Annotated in this window: 18 protein-coding genes; 12 read left to right on the top strand and 6 right to left on the bottom strand. The window is 49.8% G+C overall.

Annotated features, from left to right (window positions below):
• The first annotated feature begins 174 nt into the window (after nucleotides 1-174).
• The 6 genes from mltG (at nucleotide 175) to QVF59_RS17255 (ending at nucleotide 4,894) form a co-directional block, all read left to right on the top strand.
• A complete protein-coding gene (gene mltG / locus QVF59_RS17280; RefSeq protein ID WP_287881440.1) occupies nucleotides 175-1,170 on the top strand; it encodes an endolytic transglycosylase MltG in 996 nt (331 codons plus the stop codon).
• The gene (gene tmk, locus QVF59_RS17275; protein WP_287881439.1) at nucleotides 1,163-1,792 is read left to right on the top strand and encodes a dTMP kinase; all 630 of its coding nucleotides are present in this window, start codon (nucleotides 1,163-1,165) and stop codon (nucleotides 1,790-1,792) included. The genes mltG and tmk overlap by 8 nt, the downstream gene beginning before the upstream one ends.
• Nucleotides 1,792-2,793 carry a DNA polymerase III subunit delta' gene (locus tag QVF59_RS17270; protein ID WP_159875067.1) on the top strand — a complete coding sequence of 334 codons (1,002 nt, stop codon included), beginning with the start codon at nucleotides 1,792-1,794 and terminating at the stop codon, nucleotides 2,791-2,793. Before tmk ends, QVF59_RS17270 begins: the two co-directional genes overlap by 1 nt.
• Nucleotides 2,794-2,882: 89 nt before the next feature.
• Nucleotides 2,883-3,248 carry a PilZ domain-containing protein gene (locus QVF59_RS17265; protein WP_159875068.1) on the top strand — a complete coding sequence of 122 codons (366 nt, stop codon included), beginning with the start codon at nucleotides 2,883-2,885 and terminating at the stop codon, nucleotides 3,246-3,248.
• A 49-nt stretch (nucleotides 3,249-3,297) separates the two neighbouring features.
• Entirely contained in the window at nucleotides 3,298-4,089 is a 792-nt protein-coding gene (locus tag QVF59_RS17260) for a TatD family hydrolase (protein ID WP_159875069.1), read from the top strand.
• 4 nt (nucleotides 4,090-4,093) lie between these two features.
• On the top strand, nucleotides 4,094-4,894 hold the full coding sequence (locus QVF59_RS17255; RefSeq protein ID WP_287881438.1) for an MBL fold metallo-hydrolase: 801 nt from the start codon (nucleotides 4,094-4,096) through the stop codon (nucleotides 4,892-4,894).
• Nucleotides 4,895-4,943: 49 nt separating this feature from the next.
• Here the strand turns inward: QVF59_RS17255 and QVF59_RS17250 are convergent, their stop codons facing one another.
• A complete protein-coding gene (locus QVF59_RS17250; RefSeq protein WP_287881437.1) occupies nucleotides 4,944-6,014 on the bottom strand; it encodes an IS30 family transposase in 1,071 nt (356 codons plus the stop codon).
• Nucleotides 6,015-6,661: 647 nt separating this feature from the next.
• On the opposite strand from QVF59_RS17250, the gene QVF59_RS17245 reads away from it, so the two are divergent.
• Genes QVF59_RS17245 through QVF59_RS17230 form a run of 4 tightly spaced genes read left to right on the top strand, consistent with a single transcriptional unit; the run spans nucleotide 6,662 to nucleotide 11,614 of the window.
• Nucleotides 6,662-7,480, top strand: coding sequence for an ABC transporter permease (locus QVF59_RS17245; protein ID WP_287881436.1), 819 nt, complete (start codon nucleotides 6,662-6,664; stop codon nucleotides 7,478-7,480).
• On the top strand, nucleotides 7,470-8,867 hold the full coding sequence (locus QVF59_RS17240) for an ABC transporter ATP-binding protein (RefSeq protein ID WP_287881435.1): 1,398 nt from the start codon (nucleotides 7,470-7,472) through the stop codon (nucleotides 8,865-8,867). The genes QVF59_RS17245 and QVF59_RS17240 overlap by 11 nt, the downstream gene beginning before the upstream one ends.
• Before the next feature lie 37 nt (nucleotides 8,868-8,904).
• Nucleotides 8,905-10,815: a hypothetical protein gene (locus QVF59_RS17235; protein ID WP_287881434.1), complete on the top strand. Its 1,911-nt coding sequence runs from the start codon at nucleotides 8,905-8,907 to the stop codon at nucleotides 10,813-10,815.
• A 4-nt stretch (nucleotides 10,816-10,819) separates the two neighbouring features.
• Nucleotides 10,820-11,614, top strand: a complete 795-nt coding sequence (locus QVF59_RS17230) for a sulfotransferase (protein ID WP_287881433.1) — start codon at nucleotides 10,820-10,822, stop codon at nucleotides 11,612-11,614.
• Nucleotides 11,615-11,739: 125 nt separating this feature from the next.
• Here QVF59_RS17230 and cysN read toward each other — a convergent pair whose 3' ends face one another.
• Both cysN and cysD read right to left on the bottom strand, forming a co-directional pair.
• Nucleotides 11,740-13,653 carry a sulfate adenylyltransferase subunit CysN gene (gene cysN, locus QVF59_RS17225; protein WP_287881432.1) on the bottom strand — a complete coding sequence of 638 codons (1,914 nt, stop codon included), beginning with the start codon at nucleotides 13,651-13,653 and terminating at the stop codon, nucleotides 11,740-11,742.
• Complete coding sequence (cysD, locus tag QVF59_RS17220) at nucleotides 13,653-14,600, bottom strand: sulfate adenylyltransferase subunit CysD (protein WP_287881463.1); 948 nt, start codon at nucleotides 14,598-14,600, stop codon at nucleotides 13,653-13,655. Before cysD ends, cysN begins: the two co-directional genes overlap by 1 nt.
• Nucleotides 14,601-15,306: 706 nt before the next feature.
• Here cysD and QVF59_RS20875 point away from each other — a divergent pair.
• Together QVF59_RS20875 and QVF59_RS20870 are read left to right on the top strand one after the other, a co-directional pair.
• The gene (locus QVF59_RS20875; RefSeq protein WP_353851351.1) at nucleotides 15,307-15,612 is read left to right on the top strand and encodes a 3'(2'),5'-bisphosphate nucleotidase CysQ family protein; all 306 of its coding nucleotides are present in this window, start codon (nucleotides 15,307-15,309) and stop codon (nucleotides 15,610-15,612) included.
• A gap of 14 nt (nucleotides 15,613-15,626) precedes the next feature.
• The gene (locus tag QVF59_RS20870) at nucleotides 15,627-15,947 is read left to right on the top strand and encodes a 3'(2'),5'-bisphosphate nucleotidase CysQ family protein (protein WP_353851353.1); all 321 of its coding nucleotides are present in this window, start codon (nucleotides 15,627-15,629) and stop codon (nucleotides 15,945-15,947) included.
• Nucleotides 15,948-15,991: 44 nt separating this feature from the next.
• Here the strand turns inward: QVF59_RS20870 and QVF59_RS17215 are convergent, their stop codons facing one another.
• From QVF59_RS17215 to QVF59_RS17205, 3 genes are read right to left on the bottom strand one after another with little or no spacing between them, the layout of a single operon-like run.
• Nucleotides 15,992-16,726 (bottom strand): YdcF family protein, encoded by a 735-nt coding sequence (locus QVF59_RS17215; RefSeq protein WP_287881431.1) that lies wholly within the window; start codon nucleotides 16,724-16,726, stop codon nucleotides 15,992-15,994.
• Between the two features lie 10 nt (nucleotides 16,727-16,736).
• Complete coding sequence (locus tag QVF59_RS17210) at nucleotides 16,737-17,210, bottom strand: CreA family protein (protein WP_287881430.1); 474 nt, start codon at nucleotides 17,208-17,210, stop codon at nucleotides 16,737-16,739.
• Nucleotides 17,211-17,245: 35 nt separating this feature from the next.
• On the bottom strand, nucleotides 17,246-17,560 hold the full coding sequence (locus QVF59_RS17205; protein WP_287881429.1) for a chorismate mutase: 315 nt from the start codon (nucleotides 17,558-17,560) through the stop codon (nucleotides 17,246-17,248).
• Nucleotides 17,561-17,618: the final 58 nt, after the last annotated feature.

Raw genomic sequence — 17,618 nt, 5'->3', positions numbered from 1 at the left:
CGAGCCTCCAGTTACCGGACTTACGGGCTTGGGCTGCAATGCCCTTATCCTAGTTCACCTTGATCCAAATGGCATTAATTGTCTTTGTTGCAGGATGGAAGCCGGGCTTGCTGGTATCATTCCGCTTTTACAGCCTGCGGGCTGTCCATACTTCATCTCTTGTTGCTGCATTGCATGAAAACTCTGTCTCGCCTGTTATTGCTGGCCATTCTTGTCGCCATGGGCTGGTTGGCCTGGGTGGTGGTCATTCCGGTTGATCTGCCACAAACGCCTTACAAGCTCACCATCGGCCCCAATCGCACGCTGGGTCAGGTGGCGCGCGGCCTGTCCGAGGAAGGGGTAATCCGTAACCGCAACATCATGATGTGGCTAGGGCGCATGCTGGGCATGGACCGCAAGATCAAGGCTGGTCTTTACCAGTTCAGCGATAGCGCCTCGATGTGGGACATCCTGCAGCGGCTGGCTGACGGCCACCCGGATGAGGCCAGCCTTACGCTGATTGAAGGCTGGAATTTCCACCAGTTTCGCCAGGCCATCGACCGCAACCCGGACATCACCCATGATGCGCGCGGCTTGAGCGATGCCCAGTTGCTGCAGCAACTGGGGCTGGATGGCGTAGCGGCCGAGGGGCTGTTCTTCCCCAGCACCTATCTGTTCACCCCCGGCAGCAGCGATCTGGAACTGTACCGCCGCGCCTATGGCACCATGCAGCAAAAGCTGGATGCCGCCTGGGCGGCACGCAAGGCCGACCTGCCATACCATACGCCCTATGAATTGCTGATCATGGCCAGCCTGGTGGAAAAGGAAACCTCGCTGGATGCCGACCGGCCCCTGGTGGCCGCGGTGTTTGTCAACCGGCTGCACAAGGGCATGCGCCTGCAGACCGATCCGTCGGTCATCTACGGCATGGGCAGCGCCTATCACGGCAATATCAGCAAGGCCGACTTGCGCCGCGACACGCCCTACAATACCTATACCCGCAACGGCCTGACACCCACCCCCATCGCCATGCCCGGCAAGGCCGCCCTGGAAGCCGCGGCCAATCCGGCCAATTCCACGGCACTGTACTTCGTGGCCAAGGGGGATGGCAGTTCTTACTTCTCTGCCACCCTGGATGAACATAATCAGGCGGTGCGCAAATACATTCTGAAGAAAGGCTCCAATGACTAGTCAGACTGGCTGCTTCATCACGCTGGAAGGCATTGATGGTGCCGGTAAAAGCACCCATCTGGGCTTTATCCGCGACTGGCTGGCCGAGCATGGCATTGCCGCCGAATTTACCCGCGAACCGGGTGGCACCCCGCTGGGCGAGCAAATCCGCGCCTTGCTGCTGGCAGTGGACACCGAAGTGTCGCTGGATGCCGAAACCCTGCTGATGTTCGCCTCGCGCCAACAATTGGTGTCCAGTGTGATCCGGCCTGCACTGCAAGCCGGATGCTGGGTGGTGTCAGACCGCTTTACCGACTCGACCTTTGCCTTTCAGGGTGGTGGCCGCGGTGTGCCGACCGAGCGCATTGCCGTGCTGGAAAACTGGGTGCAGCAAGGTTTGCAGCCCGATCTGACCCTGCTGTTCGATGTACCGCTGGATGTGGCCAGCCAGCGCATGAGCGGCAGCCGCCAGCTCGACCGTTTCGAGCAGGAAAAGGCCGACTTTCACCAACGCGTGCGTGATGCCTACTTGCAGCGTGCCGCTGCTGATTCCCGCTTTCGCATTCTGGATGCCACCCGTAGCATTGCCCAGTTGCAACAGGACATTGCCGGCCATCTGGCCGCCTTGCTGGAGCAACGCTAATGCTGTTTCCCTGGCAGCAGCAGGACTGGCAGCGCCTGAATGCCGAACGCACCCGCCTGCCCAACGCCTGGCTGTTCATCGGCCCGGCCGGCACCGGCAAGCTGGAATTCGCCCTGCACCTGGCCCAGTCGCTGCTGTGCGAGAAGCTGGCGGTCGACCATCAGCCCTGCGGCCAATGCGAGGCCTGCCGCTGGTTCGAGCATGGCACCCATCCAGACTTCCGCCGCCTGTCGCCGCTGACCGACGAAGAAGAAGAGGGCAAGGAAGCCAAGCCCGGACGCAAGCTGCCCCTGATCAAGATTGAAGCCGTGCGCGAGGTCATCGAATTTGCTCACCTCACCGCCCACCGTGCCGGGCGGCGCATCATCGTGGTGGAGCCGGCGGAAAACCTGAACCCGGCGGCAGCCAATGCCTTGCTCAAGATTCTGGAAGAGCCGCCGCAGGATGTGCTGTTCCTGCTGGTGGCACAGGCTGCACAGCGCCTGTTGCCCACCATTCGTAGCCGCTGTCGTCAGTTTCCCCTGTCTGCGCCCAGTCAGGCACAGGCGCTGGACTGGTTGCGCCAGCAGGGCGTTACCGATGCCGAAGCCGAGCTGGCTCACAACGGCGGCGCGCCGCTGTTTGATCACGACCCGGCTCTGGCCAAGCTGCGCAGCCAGTTTATTGATGGCCTTGCTCAGCCCACTTTTGCCAGCATCCTCAGTCTGGCCGAGCTGGTGGACAAGCAGAAGCTGCCTCTGGCCATTCCGCTGGGCTGGCTGATGAAATGGCTGCATGATCTGGCTGGTTTGAGTCTGGCAGGGATTGTCCGCTATCATCCAGACAAGCAGGCGGTGTTGCAGGCGCTGGTACAGCGTTGCGACACCGTGGCTTTGATGCGCTGTCAGGATGCTTTGCAGCAGCTGGCTCCCTTTGGTCAGCACACGCTGAATACGCGTTTGCAACTGGAGGCCCTGCTGATGGATTATCTGAAAATCTTTGCCGGTAGTCGTCAGGGCTGAAGCCAGGCGGCTGCAGCAACTGATACCGGTTTTGGACAAGGCTGCGGCAGCAGCCGGCAGCACAACCAACAACAGCGGAATACGCGCAAATGGAAAACACTTCCCGGCCCGATCTAACTCGCCCCGGTGTGCTGTCGCTGCACATCAAGGAACGTAGTGCGTTGTTTGCCGCCTACATGCCTTTTCTTAAGAATGGCGGCATCTTCATTCCCACCAATAAGGACATGAAGCTGGGCGAAGAGGTATTCCTGCTGCTTACGCTGATGGATGAACCACAGAAAATTGCCGTGCAGGCTAAGGTGGTGTGGATTACCCCGGCTGGCGCCAACAACAGTCGCGTGCAGGGCATTGGCGTGGAGTTTGCCTATGGCGAAGCCGGCAACCAGGCCCGGGCCAAGATCGAAACCCTGCTGGGTGGTGTGCTCAACTCCAGCCGTCCCACCCATACCATGTAACCCTGTCGCCCGGCCGTGGCCGGGTGCATTGCCAGCCAGATCAAACATCATGCTTGTCGATTCGCATTGCCATATCAATTTTCCCGACCTCTCCAGCCGCCTGACAGAGGTGCTGGGCAATATGCAGCACAACGGTGTCGAGCTGGCGCTGGTAATTGGCGTATCGCGTCCCAAATATCCCGAGGTGCTGGCCCTGGCGGAAAACCACGCCAATCTGTACGCCACCGTGGGTATTCATCCGGACGATCCCGAGGCCGAGGAATTCAGCGAGGAAGAGCTGCTGGCCCATGCAGCACACCCGCGCGTGGTGGGCATTGGCGAAACCGGGCTGGATTACCACTGGTGCAAGGGCGATCTGGAATGGCAGCACCAGCGTTTTCGCACCCATATCCGCGCCGCCAAACGCGCCGGCCTGCCGCTGATCATCCATACCCGTGAATCCGCCGCTGACACCATCCGCATCCTGCGTGAAGAAGGTGCCGAGCAGTGTGGCGGGGTGATGCACTGCTTCACCGAAAACTGGGAAGTGGCACAGGCCGCGCTGGAGATCGGCTTTTATATCTCCTTCTCCGGCATCGTGACGTTCAAGAACGCCGCGCAGATCAAGGAAGTGGCGCAGAAAATGCCGCTGGAGCGCATGCTGGTGGAAACCGATTCCCCCTATCTGGCCCCGGTGCCTTATCGCGGCAAGCTGAACGAGCCGGCCTATGTGCGCCACGTGGCCGAGCATATTGCCGAACTGCGCGGTATCCGTTTCGAGGAGGTTGCCGCCGCCACCAGCGACAACTTCTATCGCCTGTTCAGCAAGATCCAGCGCCCGCAAGCCGGGCAGGCGGCCTGATCCCATGACGGCCCCACGTGTTGGCGAGATGGAAATCACCATTCTGGGTTGTGGTTCCAGCTCCGGCACGCCGGCCATCGGCTGTCACTGCGAAACCTGCAGCTCAAGCGATCCGCGCAATCACCGCACGCGCTGCTCGGCCTATATCCGCTGTGGCGACAAGGGCCTGCTGATCGATACCGGCCCGGACCTGCGCCAGCAAGCACTGCGCGAAGGCATCCGCCAGGTGGATGCCGTGCTGTATACCCATCCGCATGCCGATCACCTGAACGGTATCGACGATCTGCGCGCCTTCTGCTATGTCAAGCAAGGTGCCATCGTGCTGTACGGTAATGCCTTCAGCATGGACAACATCACCAGCCGCTTTGGCTATGCACTGCAACCACCTTCAAAAGTGTGGGACAAGCCGGTGCTGCTGCCCGAAGTGGTGGACGGCCCATTCGAACATGATGGCCTGCCCATCACCCCCATTCCCTTGCAACACGGCAGTTGGCCCTGCCTGGGCTGGCGCATTGGCAATGCCGCCTGGCTGACCGACCTGTCCTGTATTCCGGATGAAAGCCTGGCGTTGCTGCAAGGGCTGGATGTGCTGTTTCTGGATTGCCTGAATATGGATGGCTACCCCTCACACCTGGGTTTCCATCAGTCGCTGGAGTGGGCAGCCCGCATCGGTGCCCGCCGCACGGTGTTGATCCACATGATTCACCGGCTGGAATACCACGCCTTGTCGGCACTGTGCCCACCGGGAGTGGAAGTGGGGTATGACGGGCTGCGTGTTTGCATACCGTCCACTGGTACTGTGTGAAGGCCTGATCGATTTTTCTTTTGCTTGTGCCTTTCTTCCCTTGGCGGTTTCAAACATCAAGTGCGACGGTGGTTGGAATCCTGATATCCAGATTGAAGCAACATTCCCAGAATGCTTCGCTTGGCTTCTTAAACCCGAGTGATTTGCGCGGCCGGTTATTCAGGCTCCAAGCGATCTGATCCAGTTCCTGTTGGGTAAACTGGCATAAATCCGCTCCCTTGGGCAGGTACTCCCGCAACAGACCGTTGGTATTCTCATTGATCCCACGTTGCCAGGGACTGTGAGGATCGGCGAAGTAAATCTTCAATCCCGTCCGCTCTTCCAGCCTTTGGTGGTATGCCATCTCTTTACCCTGATCGTACGTCAGGGTCTTGCACAGCTCTTCATCGAATGGCGCGAAAGCACGAGCAAAGCCCTCCAAGGCAGCCGCTGCAGTACAGCCATCCATTTTGGCCAGTACAACCAGTAAGGTCTTGCGGCACACCAGAGTACCTACCGCGGAACGGTTCCCCGCCCCCACGAGGAAGTCACCTTCCCAGTGACCCGGCAACAAGCGCTCATTAGCCTCAGGAGGCCGAATATGGATGCTGGCCAAGTCCTGAAGCTGACCACGGCGATCCGTACCACGCGTACGAGGTCGGCGGGCTCCTCGGCCCTGGCGCAAGAGCGCAACGAGCTCTCGACGCAAAGCCCCCTTGGGGGCGGCATAGATCGCCGTATAAATGGTTTCGTGCGAGACGTGCAAAGTCTGTTGTCCTGGATAGTCCTGTTTTAGTCTGCCAGCGATTTGCTCGGGCGACCACCGATCCTCCAGCAGTCCACGAACATTGGCCCATAACGGTCCCGCCGGATCCAGCTTTTTTACGCGCCGAACCTTGTATTTCAAGTGGCGAGTACGCTTTCCCGCTCGTAGTGCATCGTACCCGCCAGCTACGCGAGGGCGTCCGATTGGACCGATCTCATGCGGTGACTTATATCCATTACGGCGCAGTTCTCGGCAAATCGTGCTGGGTGCCCGGTGCAATGCCTTTGCAATGGCCCTGGCACTTTCTCCCTGCTGTTTCATTGCCATGATGAACCCGCGTTCTTCGGCACTTAGGTGCTCATAAGTTCTTTGCATGCAACAACTTAACCTTTAATTGGCTCGTGTTGCACTTGGTTCTTGAATCCTCCCTTCCTTGCCAGGGGCACGTTGCTTCAGTGGCCCCATATCTGTAAGTCACCTGCATAAAGATAGGCTGCACCAGTCAGTGTCTTTTCAATGCGGGACCTAGTTTGCCGGCGGGTGCCTGCCCTGCTGTGGTCTACGTTCTAGCTGCTTTCTCAAGGTGGTTGGCGAAATATCTCAAGTTAATGTTGCAATGAGTTATTGATATGACAGATAACGCTGAATGTAATTTTTAATGCCAATTGACTGGCATTGATGCATTACATTCAAGACTTCGTAATGCTTTCCTGAGCTTTCTTAAGTGATTTGGCATTTTACATTTATCATTATTTATATTTTATTTATATTTTATTTATATTTTATTTATATCATTTATGAAATGTCAATTCTATTAATGAGAAATTGATACAACAGTTGCTTATTTAAAAATCCCATATTATTTGGCGATGCGATTTTTTTTAAAAAACTTTAATATGACATTTTTTTAAGAAAGCAGTTCCGAAACTAAATATTATTGGTGGGATAAGAAATATCCAATCCCCTCTGTCAATTAACGAGGCGCAAAGTCAGCCATTGAAAGAAACTGAGGTATTTACCTGATGCGTCAATTTTCTGCAAGTCCGATCGAAATGTGTGTGAGCCTGTGGCGTAACCGTGAACTGATCCATGCTTCGACCAAGCGGGAGGTGCTTGGTCGCTATCGAGGTTCTGCATTAGGGATAATGTGGTCTTTTTTTAACCCATTATTCATGCTTGCTGTTTACACTTTCGTATTTAGCGAAGTATTCAATTCTCGCTGGGGTAGTGGTGGAGATTCAAAAACGAATTTTGCCTTAGTGCTTTTTATCGGCCTGATTGTATTTAATTTATTTGCAGAGTGCATTAATCGGGCTCCTTGCCTTATATTGTCAAATCAAAACTATGTCAAAAAAGTGATTTTCCCATTGGAAATACTGCCCTTTATTAGCTTGCTAACCGCATTTTATCACGCAATGATTAGTTTATTGGTGTGGTTAATTTCATACACACTACTTATTGGTATTCCACATGCAACTGTACTCTACCTGCCACTTATAATTTTACCTCTTGGATTTTTTATTATGGGGCTTAGTTGGGTATTGGCATCATTAGGGGTTTATTTGCGCGATGTGTCGCAAATTGCTGGATTGTTGATCAGTGCATTAATGTTTATGACACCCATTTTTTATCCGATTACCGCATTGCCAGAGAACTATCGAAAAATTCTGTATTTTAATCCTATGACACTGGTTGTTGAACAGTCTCGCGATATTTTATTTTGGGGAAAAACCCCTGACTTTTCTATGATGGGAATATATTGGTTGGTGACAATCACTATGGCTTTTCTTGGTTTTCTTTGGTTTCAGAAAACACGGAAGGGGTTTGCAGATGTCCTCTGATATCGCAATCAAGGTAGAAAACCTAAGCAAGTGTTTTCATATTTACGATAAGCCGAGAGATAGATTAAAGCAATTTATCATGCCTCGTTTGCGGAAGGTTTTTGGCCGTTCTTACAAACCATATAATCGCGAATTTTGGGCGCTGAAAGACGTAAACTTTGAAATAAAAAAAGGTGAAACAGTAGGCATAGTTGGTCGAAATGGTAGTGGCAAATCAACACTACTACAGCTGATCTGTGGAACTTTATCGCCCACCAGTGGCAATATCCAGACTAATGGGCGTATTGCTGCACTATTAGAGCTCGGGTCAGGATTTAACCCAGAATTTACTGGGCGAGAAAATGTTTATCTAAATGGCGCCATTCTGGGTATAAGCTATGAAGAAATTGATAACTTATTTGATGAAATAATTTTATTTTCAGAGATTGGTCAATTCATAGATCAACCTGTAAAAACATACTCAAGTGGCATGGTTGTTAGATTGGCGTTCGCAATTGCAATTAATGTATGCCCGCAAATTTTGATTGTAGATGAGGCACTTTCTGTTGGAGATGAGTTATTTCAAAGAAAATGTTTTTCTCGTATAGAGTCATTGCGCAATGATGGCGTCACAGTGCTATTCGTATCTCATTCAGCCGCTACTGTTGTCGATCTTTGTGATAGGGCTATTTTGCTTGACTCAGGAGAATTTTTGGCATCAGGTGAACCCAAAAAAATATTAGGAACCTATCAGAAATTGATTTATGCACCTAATGAACGGCATCAGAGTGTTCGTAATGAAATAATACAGGGAAATTATATTACACCAACTTCTACCCGTAAAAATTCTGTAAAAAATGAAGATGACGTCCTACTTATTTCAAACAACTCAACAAAACTTGATGGAATCTGTTCAGAGTTTTTTGACATTTCAATTGAATCAACTAGTAAGATCAATTATGAATCGCTTGGCGCTTTTATTTATGATGTCACGATAAGCAATTTAAATAACGAGCAGGTTAATAATATAACACGTGGAAATTTTTATCGTTATGTTTATAAAGTACGATTTGATAAAAGTGTAACTAATGTGATATTTGGTATGCTTATCAAGTCAATAAGTGGTATTGAGTTGGGAGGAGCTGTTACAGCCGCATCTAAGCAAGAAAGCCTGAGTTTAGTCAATGCTGGAGACGTATATAAGGTTACTTTTGAATTTTTGTGCTGCTTTAATCCTGCCGTTTATTTTTTAAATGCGGGCGTTCTAGGGGATGTAAATGAAGTTCAGACTTATCTACACCGAGTAATTGATATTGCAGCATTTCGTGTTAATCCTGAGCCTCTTCTTAAAACGACAGGTACGGTTGATATATCATGTAATTCACTGATCTGCCTTGAGAAAAATTAGAGGCAATTTTGATTTTATATAAGATGGGGTAATTGATGTGTTGCTCGACTTTGACTCAATTAAAAACTTGGTAGCTAAGGCTGACGTAATAACCTTTGATGTATTTGATACACTATTGATTAGACCTAGGTTTTTAAATCCCGATGATCTGTTTTATTTTTTGGCACGAGACAAAGGTCTGAATGATGCTGAGGCTTTAAATTTCAAAAAGAGCCGTATTACTGCTGAGGCACTGGCGAGAGAAGTATACAAGTTAAAAAAATCCCATGCTGAAGTTCATATATCTAATATATATGCCAATATTTCTGACTCATGGAGGATTACTTGGCAGAATGAGCTCGATTTCGAAATTTCCCATTTGAGCCGGAGAGATAAAGTATTAGAAATATATAAACTAGCAAAAAAACTAGGTAAGCCAGTTTACGCGATCTCTGACATATACTTTAGCTCTGCTGAGCTAGAGCATATTTTAAGCTGCAATCAAATAGAAATGGATGGAATCTATTCGTCAGCTGATGCAAGATGCGGAAAATATGAACGTAAATTGTTTGAAATGTTTTTATGTGAAAATAAGTTAAAAGCAGATGCAGTTTTGCACGTCGGAGATAATGAACACTCCGATTATATTTCTGCAATGCAGACTGGTATTATATCTATCAAAATACCTAAGATTACTTCAAGACTATTCAGGGACTCAAGTTATAATTTACATACTTTGCATAATATGAGGATGGCTCATGATGCAGGGTGTAATTTTTTTGGATCTCTAGTTTCATACTTAGCTTATCAGCGAGAATTTAGGGTGGAGATATCTTCAGCTCAAAGATTTGGCATTAATTATGCAGTTCCGCTATTGTATCTATTTTGTGGATGGCTAACCAAGCAGGCAAATAAGGATGGTGTAAAAACGCTATATTTGATGGCGCGAGATGGGTATGCAATTTCAGACGTTCTTAAAAAAATTGCTCCAAATTTTGATTTTAAAATTTTAAATATATCGCGGCGAGCCATTCTCTTCCCTGCTGCGACAAAAAATAAAATTATATGGGACCGTTTTTTTGTTTCGGCTTCAGAAAAGCCCATCATTAATATTTTGAGTGATCTCCGTTTAGAGGCACTAAGTCAAATACTGGACTTACTTCCAAAAAAAGGAAACGAAAAATTTTCTGAGATTTCAGCTTCAAAGCAGTTAGAGTTTTTGGGTAAGTCATACCAATTAGCGTTGCCACAAATGCGACAAGAACATGCCGATTACAAAAAATATGCAAAGGATATTGGCCTGCTGAGTTCAGATGTTGCAGTGGTAGATGTCGGTTGGGCTTTGAGTAGTCATGAAGCGCTCGAGTTGGTTCTCGGTCATAAAATTCATGGATACTACGTAGGTAAATTAAATAACGCTTACTCTCACGAAAATATAAAATCATTCCTTTTTGAAAGTTTCGAAAAGGAATCAACTCAGTGGGGCCATATTTTTTCAAGAGGCGTTGAGCTTCTCGAGCTGCCATTTGTTGCAAGTGAGGATCAGATTGTCCGTATTGTAGGTGATGAGTTCGAACGACGTCAGGGGTTTGTAATGGACGAAGTACGAAGCATGGTATCAGATGAAATAAGAAATGAAGTTGTAGAGTTTCTAAATTTTATCTCGAATCTACGCTTTTCTGAAATTAGAGATACTGATGCAAAAAAATATTTAATGGAAATTTTTTCCGCATTAGTGATAAACCCGGTGCCTAATGAATATTTTAACTTGGGGGCTTTACCACATGATAGATATGTTGCTGGCTCTGGCGTAGAGACAATAGCAACCCACTGGACGCTGCCACAGGGAACTGTAAGCGTAGGTGCGCATAGATCTTTGCGGGCTATTGTGACCACAGTAATACGTAATGTAAGAAATTACGGACTCCGTGTTACAATAAAAAAGATTTATAGAAAAATTGTCGGATAACTATATGCATACCATTTTATTTATTTTGGGGACACCTTACTGTGGTTCAACTTTTCTTGCCAGCCTGCTATCCGAATATGACCATGTTTTTAATGTTGGTGAGCTAGACAGAGTTTCGGGAGTTGGTAATAATCAAAACCCATTTCATTCTAATTGGTGTAAAGTCTGTTCCACTGGTGGACAGGAGTGTCCTGTATTTGATGAAAAATTGATTGAGGATATTAGGCAGGCGAGCAATCATACTGAACGGTATGCAAAATTGGCACAAGCTACCGGCAAATCAATTCTAGTAGATGGGTCTAAACATGCGTATTGGTTAAACGCTGTTTGCGCAGAAAATAATGTTAAAACAATGGCTCGTCCAATTATTTTGGTGAGAAATCCGATAAGATTTATTCTTAGCTCGAAAAGTAGGCATGCCGATTTTCAGTGGCCGATGTGGAAGTGGGCAGAAATTTGGCGTGATACATATATTGATTTGATGCGCTCTTGTTCTCGAATTGGAATTCCATATCTGATAGTTAGGCACGAAGATTTGTGTGCTGATACGGATGGCGTTTTAGGAGTGATTCGTGATTTCTCTAAAATTGGAGCGAGAAGGATCGAAGATAATGAAACGGCCTTTCACTATATTGGTGGCAATCCCGAGTTTAATGCAAAAATTTTACGGGACAAAAGAGTTAATGTTGATATGTCTGAGGTGGATCAAGCTTCCACAGAGTATATCGAAGCCAGAAACTATCTACTTAATACCCCAGGTTGTTTTGACTTGTATCACAACATTTTTGGTTATTCTTAACGCGTAGTATCTTTAATTTTTACGCATTATTCAATTGCTTGAATTTATGGCAGGCCTATCTTGTGGTTTTTGCTGAAGATAACCCTGCTATTTTATATTTTGTACTCTCTTTTTTATGTGTTAAATTAAATTATTAACATTTTTAATATGTTTTTTATTGCTGTCGTATAGTCAGGTTCGTTGTTAGCTATAACAAAGTCTGGTTTTAATGGGGATTCGTAAGCACTATTAATGCCTGTCATGTTTGGTATGAGACCTGCTCTTGCTTTCTTATATAGCCCTTTGGGATCTCGTTGTTCACAGACCTCAAGCGGGGTATTAACGTAGACTTCGAGGAAGTTTTCTTCTCCTATCAATTGTCTAGCCATTTCTCGTTCAGCACGAAATGGGCTAATAAAGGCTGTCATGACAATTAGCCCTGCATCGAGCATTAATTTGGCTACTTCCACTACTCGGCGAATATTTTCCACGCGGTCTGCATCGGTAAAGCCTAAATCTTTGTTAAGACCTTGGCGAATGTTATCGCCATCGAGAATATAGGTGCGTCGGCCCTGAGCATACAGTTCTTGCTCCAGCCTGTTGGCCAGAGTCGATTTTCCGGAACCAGATAGACCGGTAAACCAAATTACCTTGCCCTTATGCCCGCTAAGGTATTCACGATCTTGGCGCGTAATACTTAGCGCCTGGCGATGAACGTTCTGCGCACGGCGTAAGTTGTGGTGAATGAAGCCTGCAGCTATGGTCGCCAGGCTAAAACGATCCACTAGGATAAACCCCCCTAAAATTTTGGACTGTTTGTATGAATCGAGTATCAGCGGGCGACTAAGTGCCAGGTTACACACGGCTATTTCATTGATTCCAAGTTGGCGGCACGACTCGTGCACCAGAGTATTGATGTTGATTCTGTATTTGATGGTTGTGATTGATCCACTTGTCCACTGGTTGGCAAGCTTTAGCTCGTAGTTACGACCAACTAACCCGGCTTCTTCATGCATCCAGATTAGTGTGGCTTCAAACTGGTCAGTCATTTCTAGCGGGGCTTCGGCAGCTGAAATGATGTCACCACGCGACGCGTCTACTTCTTTGTTCAGTACAAGTGTGATGGCATCGCCACTATGGGCCTCTGACATGTCACCATCAAATGTGACCAAGCGTTCGACCTGAGCAATTTCTCCTGATGCAGTAACCCGTACGGAGTCTCCCACCGAAATACGACCGCTGGCGATCGTACCGCTAAACCCCCGAAAGTCTGGCTGAGGGCGATTGACCCATTGAACAGGAAATACGAAACGGTTATCTGTACCACGAGAGACTTTAATTGTTTCCAGTAGACTAATCAGGGTTGGTCCTTTATACCATGGCGTATGAATGGAACGGCAGGTAATGTTGTCGCCATGCAAGGCCGATACTGGAATAGCCGTGATACTTTCGAATTCTAGTGTTTGGACTAATCGATTAAATTCTGTTTCTATGTTCTGACTCACTGCAGCATCAAAACCAACTAGGTCCATCTTGTTAATGGCTAGTATGACGTGACGAATACCCATCAGAGAAACTAGATAGGCATGCCGCTGTGTCTGGTTCTGAATACCACGGCGTGCGTCTATCAGAATAATCGCCAGATCTGCTGTCGATGCCCCTGTGACCATATTGCGAGTGTATTGCTCGTGACCTGGGGTGTCCGCTACGATAAACTTTCGCCGCGCCGTGGAGAAGAATCGGTAGGCAACATCAATGGTAATACCCTGTTTACGTTCTGCTGTGAGTCCATCCACTAGTAGTGCCAAATCGAGATGGTCTCCTTGAGTACCATGACGCTTGGAGTCGATTTGCAGCGTAGTCAACTGATCTTCAAATATTTGCTGCGATTCCCATAGCAGCCGGCCAATTAGGGTGCTTTTGCCATCATCGACACTACCGCAGGTAATGAAGCGTAGTAGGTCCTGGTTGCTTTGTTGCGCTAGCCACCCATCCAGTGTGATTTGTTCTACTACATCCGATTTGTTTGTTGACTGTGTTTTTTTCTTTGGAGGTGCCATCAAAAGTAACCTTCCTGCTTTTTCTTTTCCATGGAGCCAGAACTATCAGAATCAATCTTGCGACCTTGACGCTCGGATTGGCGTGCTTGAATCAGTTCCACTAGGATGTCTTCTACTGTTGTGGCATCCGATTCTATAGCCCCAGTAAGTGGGTAGCAGCCTAGTGTGCGGAATCTTATTTTGCGAATGTGAATGTTTTCGCCTGGTAGAATGCGGCAGCGATCGTCATCTACCAGCATGATCATTTCCGGTCGTACGACCACGGCCCGTGGTTTGGAAAAGTAGAGGGGTACAACCGGGATGCTTTCCTGGTAAATGTATTGCCAGATATCCAACTCGGTCCAATTGGAAAGGGGAAACACCCTGATACTTTCACCCTGTTTTTTTCGTGTGTTATACAGGCTCCATAACTCGGGACGCTGACGCGTTGGGTCCCAACGGTGGGTTGCGTTGCGAAATGAAAATACCCGCTCTTTAGCTCGAGATTTTTCTTCATCACGCCGTGCTCCGCCAAAAACCACATCAAATTTATAATGGTCTAGCGCCTGCTTCAAGCCCTCGGTTTTAGTGATGTCCGTATGCAGGGCCGAGCCGTGGTCAAACGGATTTATGTTCTTACTGTTGGTTTCCGGATTGATATGAATCAGCAGTTCCATTCCGCTTTCACGTGCTACCAGATCCCGGAACTGATACATCTCCTGAAATTTCCAGCAAGTATCTACATGCAGCAGTGGCAGTGGAGGGACGGACGGGTAGAAGGCTTTGCGTGCCATGTGCAGCATGACGCTGCTGTCCTTGCCAACCGAATACAGCATTGCTGGGTTTTGCGCCTCAGCCAGTGCTTCACGGATGATGGCAATGCTCTCTGCTTCCAGTCGCTTTAAATGTTGGGATGGTGAGATGCTTCGCTTTTTCGGTACTGTCAGTATCGTTGGCGGTGTCAACATCGGGTGATAGGCTTGCGGGTAACAGATAACGTCCTTGATGTCACTCAAATTGCGTATGTATGAGACGAGTGTGCCATGAGGGAGAACGACAATTGGTTTACCAATATGGCACTGCAGTGCAAGTAGCGCCTGGCGGATCGTTGCATCGTTGGTTGCACCCATTGGCACCCAGAACCTTGCCCCTCGGGCATCATTAGCATGCAGGCAAGGCATCCCATCTGGAAGCGGATGTAGTTGGGCGAACAATACACGGTCACGGCGTTTGCGGGCCTGCTCAATAGCCCATGTCAGTATCAGGCTGTTAGTAGGGCGACCCAGCTCGTCTCGCAGGTGTACTGCCTGCAAGTTTGGCGGCAGAGTACCGGTGGATTGCAAGCGTCGTTCTGCTGTGCGTTTGCTATCAACGAGACCGGTTCGCTTCATATGTTCATAAGCTAGTTCGGTATTCCATACCAGCTGATTATCGTGTCCTTGTGGAGCCTCTCCATTTGTCGCAATTTGTTCCATTTGCCAAATACATGTGCTTTTTATGGAAAAATATCATGCAGTAAAGACCTAACTCAATACAAGTAAAATTATGCGACAAATTTATTTGACTGGATTGATACCATGCCTGAAGGGTATTGCTGAGGAGGCGGGGCAGACCATCATGGCTGTGTACGCAAGTGGTGCCAGAGATATCGTACTTAAGTAGGATCAGAGTCCGGTGACGGCTGCTGACTTGGCTTCGCATCAGTGCCTTGTAACTGCATTGCCGCATTTGCTTGATGTTCCAGTGGTGTCCGAGGAAGACGAGATTTCGTTGAGACACAGAAACGCAGATGACTGCTTCTGGTTGATTGACCCGCTGGATGGCACCAAGGAGTTTATCGCGCCTAATGGAGAATTCACGGTCAACATCGCATTGATCAATCTAGGACGTAGTGTGTTGGGAGCGGTATATGCTCCGGCCATGGACTGTTTGTATTGGGGGGCGATGGCTTGCGGGCGTATAGGACTCGTAACCAGTTGACTGAAGCAATCCATGTGCTGTCGGAACCAGATGTAGACACCTGCCGGGTGGTTGCCAGTAAGAGCCATCTTAATAGCGAGACTCGAGACTTCATTGATCGTCTCGGCCAGGTCCGTCTTGTGCCGGCCGGAAGCTCCTTGAAATTTTGCCGAGTGGCAGAAGGTGAAGCAGATATCTATCCACGACTAGCTCCGACTTGCGAGTGGGACACTGCCGCAGCTCAGGCAGTTCTTGAAGGGGAGGGAGGTCGGGTACTTGATCTAGCAGGAAATCCTGTGAGCTGGTCTGTCCCACTCTCCGTGGACACTAACTTAAGGTGGATAATTACCACTTAAAGCTGTGTCCATGAATAAAACCAGACATACTTTTCCGGATTATCTCAAACGAGAGGCGGTTGAACAGGTACTTGTCGGCACACCATAACCGATGGTTGGACTAGGCTAGGCAGGTCATCCAGCGCGCTGCCACGTAACAGGTGGCGGTTGTAACCCAGCGCAATCAGTTGTTGCCAGGCTTCCAGCACCTCGACCGGAATGTGCAGTGCCTGTTGAAAACCCAGGCGCGGATAGCGCAGCAGGCGGTGGATATCCCCCACCATTTCTTCGATCAGGCCAAACACCCCCACCATATTGGAAACGCCCCAGGGAAAGGCGAACTCCGGCGCATCGACGGAGAAGTCGATATCCGGCCAGTGTATCGGCTGGGTTTGGGCTACCCGGCGGATGGAGTTGGGCTTGGTGACAAAGGTGACGCGCCGCGCATCCGGGCAGAGGGCGCGCGCCAAGGCCAGATTCTCGGCAAAGCTGCGTGCCTGTGGCTCCAGCAGTATTTGCTGACGCTTGACGCCCAGCGCCAGCGCTCGCTCGGCAAACACCTCGGCTTCGGGCCTGTTCCACAAATCGCGCGTCCAGTTGCCGGTATTGCCGCTGATCAGCATGCGTGGGGCGATTCCCTGTTGCAGCAAGCCCACCGCATGGTCGACCACCCGGACATCGTAGGAACCACATACCACCAGCACATCACAGGTCTGATGGCCGCGGCCTGCTGACAAAAAATCCCACAGTTGTCCGGCCAGTCGCAGGGTGGGGGTGGCGCGAGCCTGATCCGCGTCCATTGTCTTCACCCTATTTCTGCGGAATGTTCTTGCCGCTGACTGGTACGGCGGTGACTGCATTGTCCGGGCTGCCGTCCACCAGCTTGTCGGAATAGGTCAGATACACCAGGGTATTGCGTTTGGCATCGACAATACGCACCACCCGCACATGCTTGAAGATGAAGGACGCACTCTCCTTGAACACTTCTTCCTGTTTCGGCAGCGGTTTGGCAAAGCTGATGCCGCCGATCTGGCGGCAGGCCACGGAAAAGCGCGACGGGTCCTTGGCCAGGCCCACTGCACCGCTGTAGCCGCCCGTCTGGGCGCGCGATACATAACAGGCCACACCGGCCACCGAGGGGTCGTCGAAGGCCTCCACCACCACCTTGTCGTTGGGGCTGAGCAGGCGGAAGGTGGTGGATACCTTGCCGACTTCCTCGGCCTGGGCCAGGGGAAGCAGGCTGCACAGGCTGGCAGCCAGCAGCAGGGGGCGCAGCAGCGTCATGGTCGTTTCCTGAAGGATAAGTACAGGCTGACAGTCTAAGCCGTGGGCAGCGGTTTGCCCATGCTGGCGAATTCCTGCAGTTCACTGGCAATGAAATGGCTGATCATGGTGCGGTACACCTCGGCAGTCAGCTTGGGGTCTGCTCCCAGTTCGCCCGCCAGCTTTTCCACCCGGCGCATCACCTGATCCACCCGCTTGCCGCCTTCCACTTCCTCGTTGCTGTGCTTGAAGCGGGCGGCCTGTTTCACATACAGGCCGCGTTCGGCCAGCAGCGATACCAGCGCACGGTCGATGCGGTCGATTTGCGTGCGTACTTCATCCAGATTCTGACATTGATAGACGAATTCCATGGGTGTTGCTCCTGTTGGTGGCCACCCGCAGCCGGGTGGCCGTGTTGCCATGGTGGAT

It is taken from the genome of Aquitalea sp., assembly GCF_030150775.1.
GTDB classification, from domain to species: Bacteria; Pseudomonadota; Gammaproteobacteria; order Burkholderiales; family Chromobacteriaceae; genus Aquitalea; species Aquitalea denitrificans.
The sequence above is the reverse complement of the archived record's forward strand: the minus strand, read 5'-3'. Positions and strand labels throughout refer to the sequence as shown.

Coding starts and splice junctions, on each gene's coding strand:
- mltG (WP_287881440.1), top strand. CDS start 175: ATGAAAACTCTGTCTCGCCTGTTATTGCTGGCCATTCTTGTCGCCATG.
- tmk (WP_287881439.1), top strand. CDS start 1,163: ATGACTAGTCAGACTGGCTGCTTCATCACGCTGGAAGGCATTGATGGT.
- QVF59_RS17270 (WP_159875067.1), top strand. CDS start 1,792: ATGCTGTTTCCCTGGCAGCAGCAGGACTGGCAGCGCCTGAATGCCGAA.
- QVF59_RS17265 (WP_159875068.1), top strand. CDS start 2,883: ATGGAAAACACTTCCCGGCCCGATCTAACTCGCCCCGGTGTGCTGTCG.
- QVF59_RS17260 (WP_159875069.1), top strand. CDS start 3,298: ATGCTTGTCGATTCGCATTGCCATATCAATTTTCCCGACCTCTCCAGC.
- QVF59_RS17255 (WP_287881438.1), top strand. CDS start 4,094: ATGACGGCCCCACGTGTTGGCGAGATGGAAATCACCATTCTGGGTTGT.
- QVF59_RS17250 (WP_287881437.1), bottom strand. CDS start 6,014: ATGCAAAGAACTTATGAGCACCTAAGTGCCGAAGAACGCGGGTTCATC.
- QVF59_RS17245 (WP_287881436.1), top strand. CDS start 6,662: ATGCGTCAATTTTCTGCAAGTCCGATCGAAATGTGTGTGAGCCTGTGG.
- QVF59_RS17240 (WP_287881435.1), top strand. CDS start 7,470: ATGTCCTCTGATATCGCAATCAAGGTAGAAAACCTAAGCAAGTGTTTT.
- QVF59_RS17230 (WP_287881433.1), top strand. CDS start 10,820: ATGCATACCATTTTATTTATTTTGGGGACACCTTACTGTGGTTCAACT.
- cysN (WP_287881432.1), bottom strand. CDS start 13,653: ATGGCACCTCCAAAGAAAAAAACACAGTCAACAAACAAATCGGATGTA.
- cysD (WP_287881463.1), bottom strand. CDS start 14,600: ATGTTGACACCGCCAACGATACTGACAGTACCGAAAAAGCGAAGCATC.
- QVF59_RS17215 (WP_287881431.1), bottom strand. CDS start 16,726: ATGGACGCGGATCAGGCTCGCGCCACCCCCACCCTGCGACTGGCCGGA.
- QVF59_RS17210 (WP_287881430.1), bottom strand. CDS start 17,210: ATGACGCTGCTGCGCCCCCTGCTGCTGGCTGCCAGCCTGTGCAGCCTG.
- QVF59_RS17205 (WP_287881429.1), bottom strand. CDS start 17,560: ATGGAATTCGTCTATCAATGTCAGAATCTGGATGAAGTACGCACGCAA.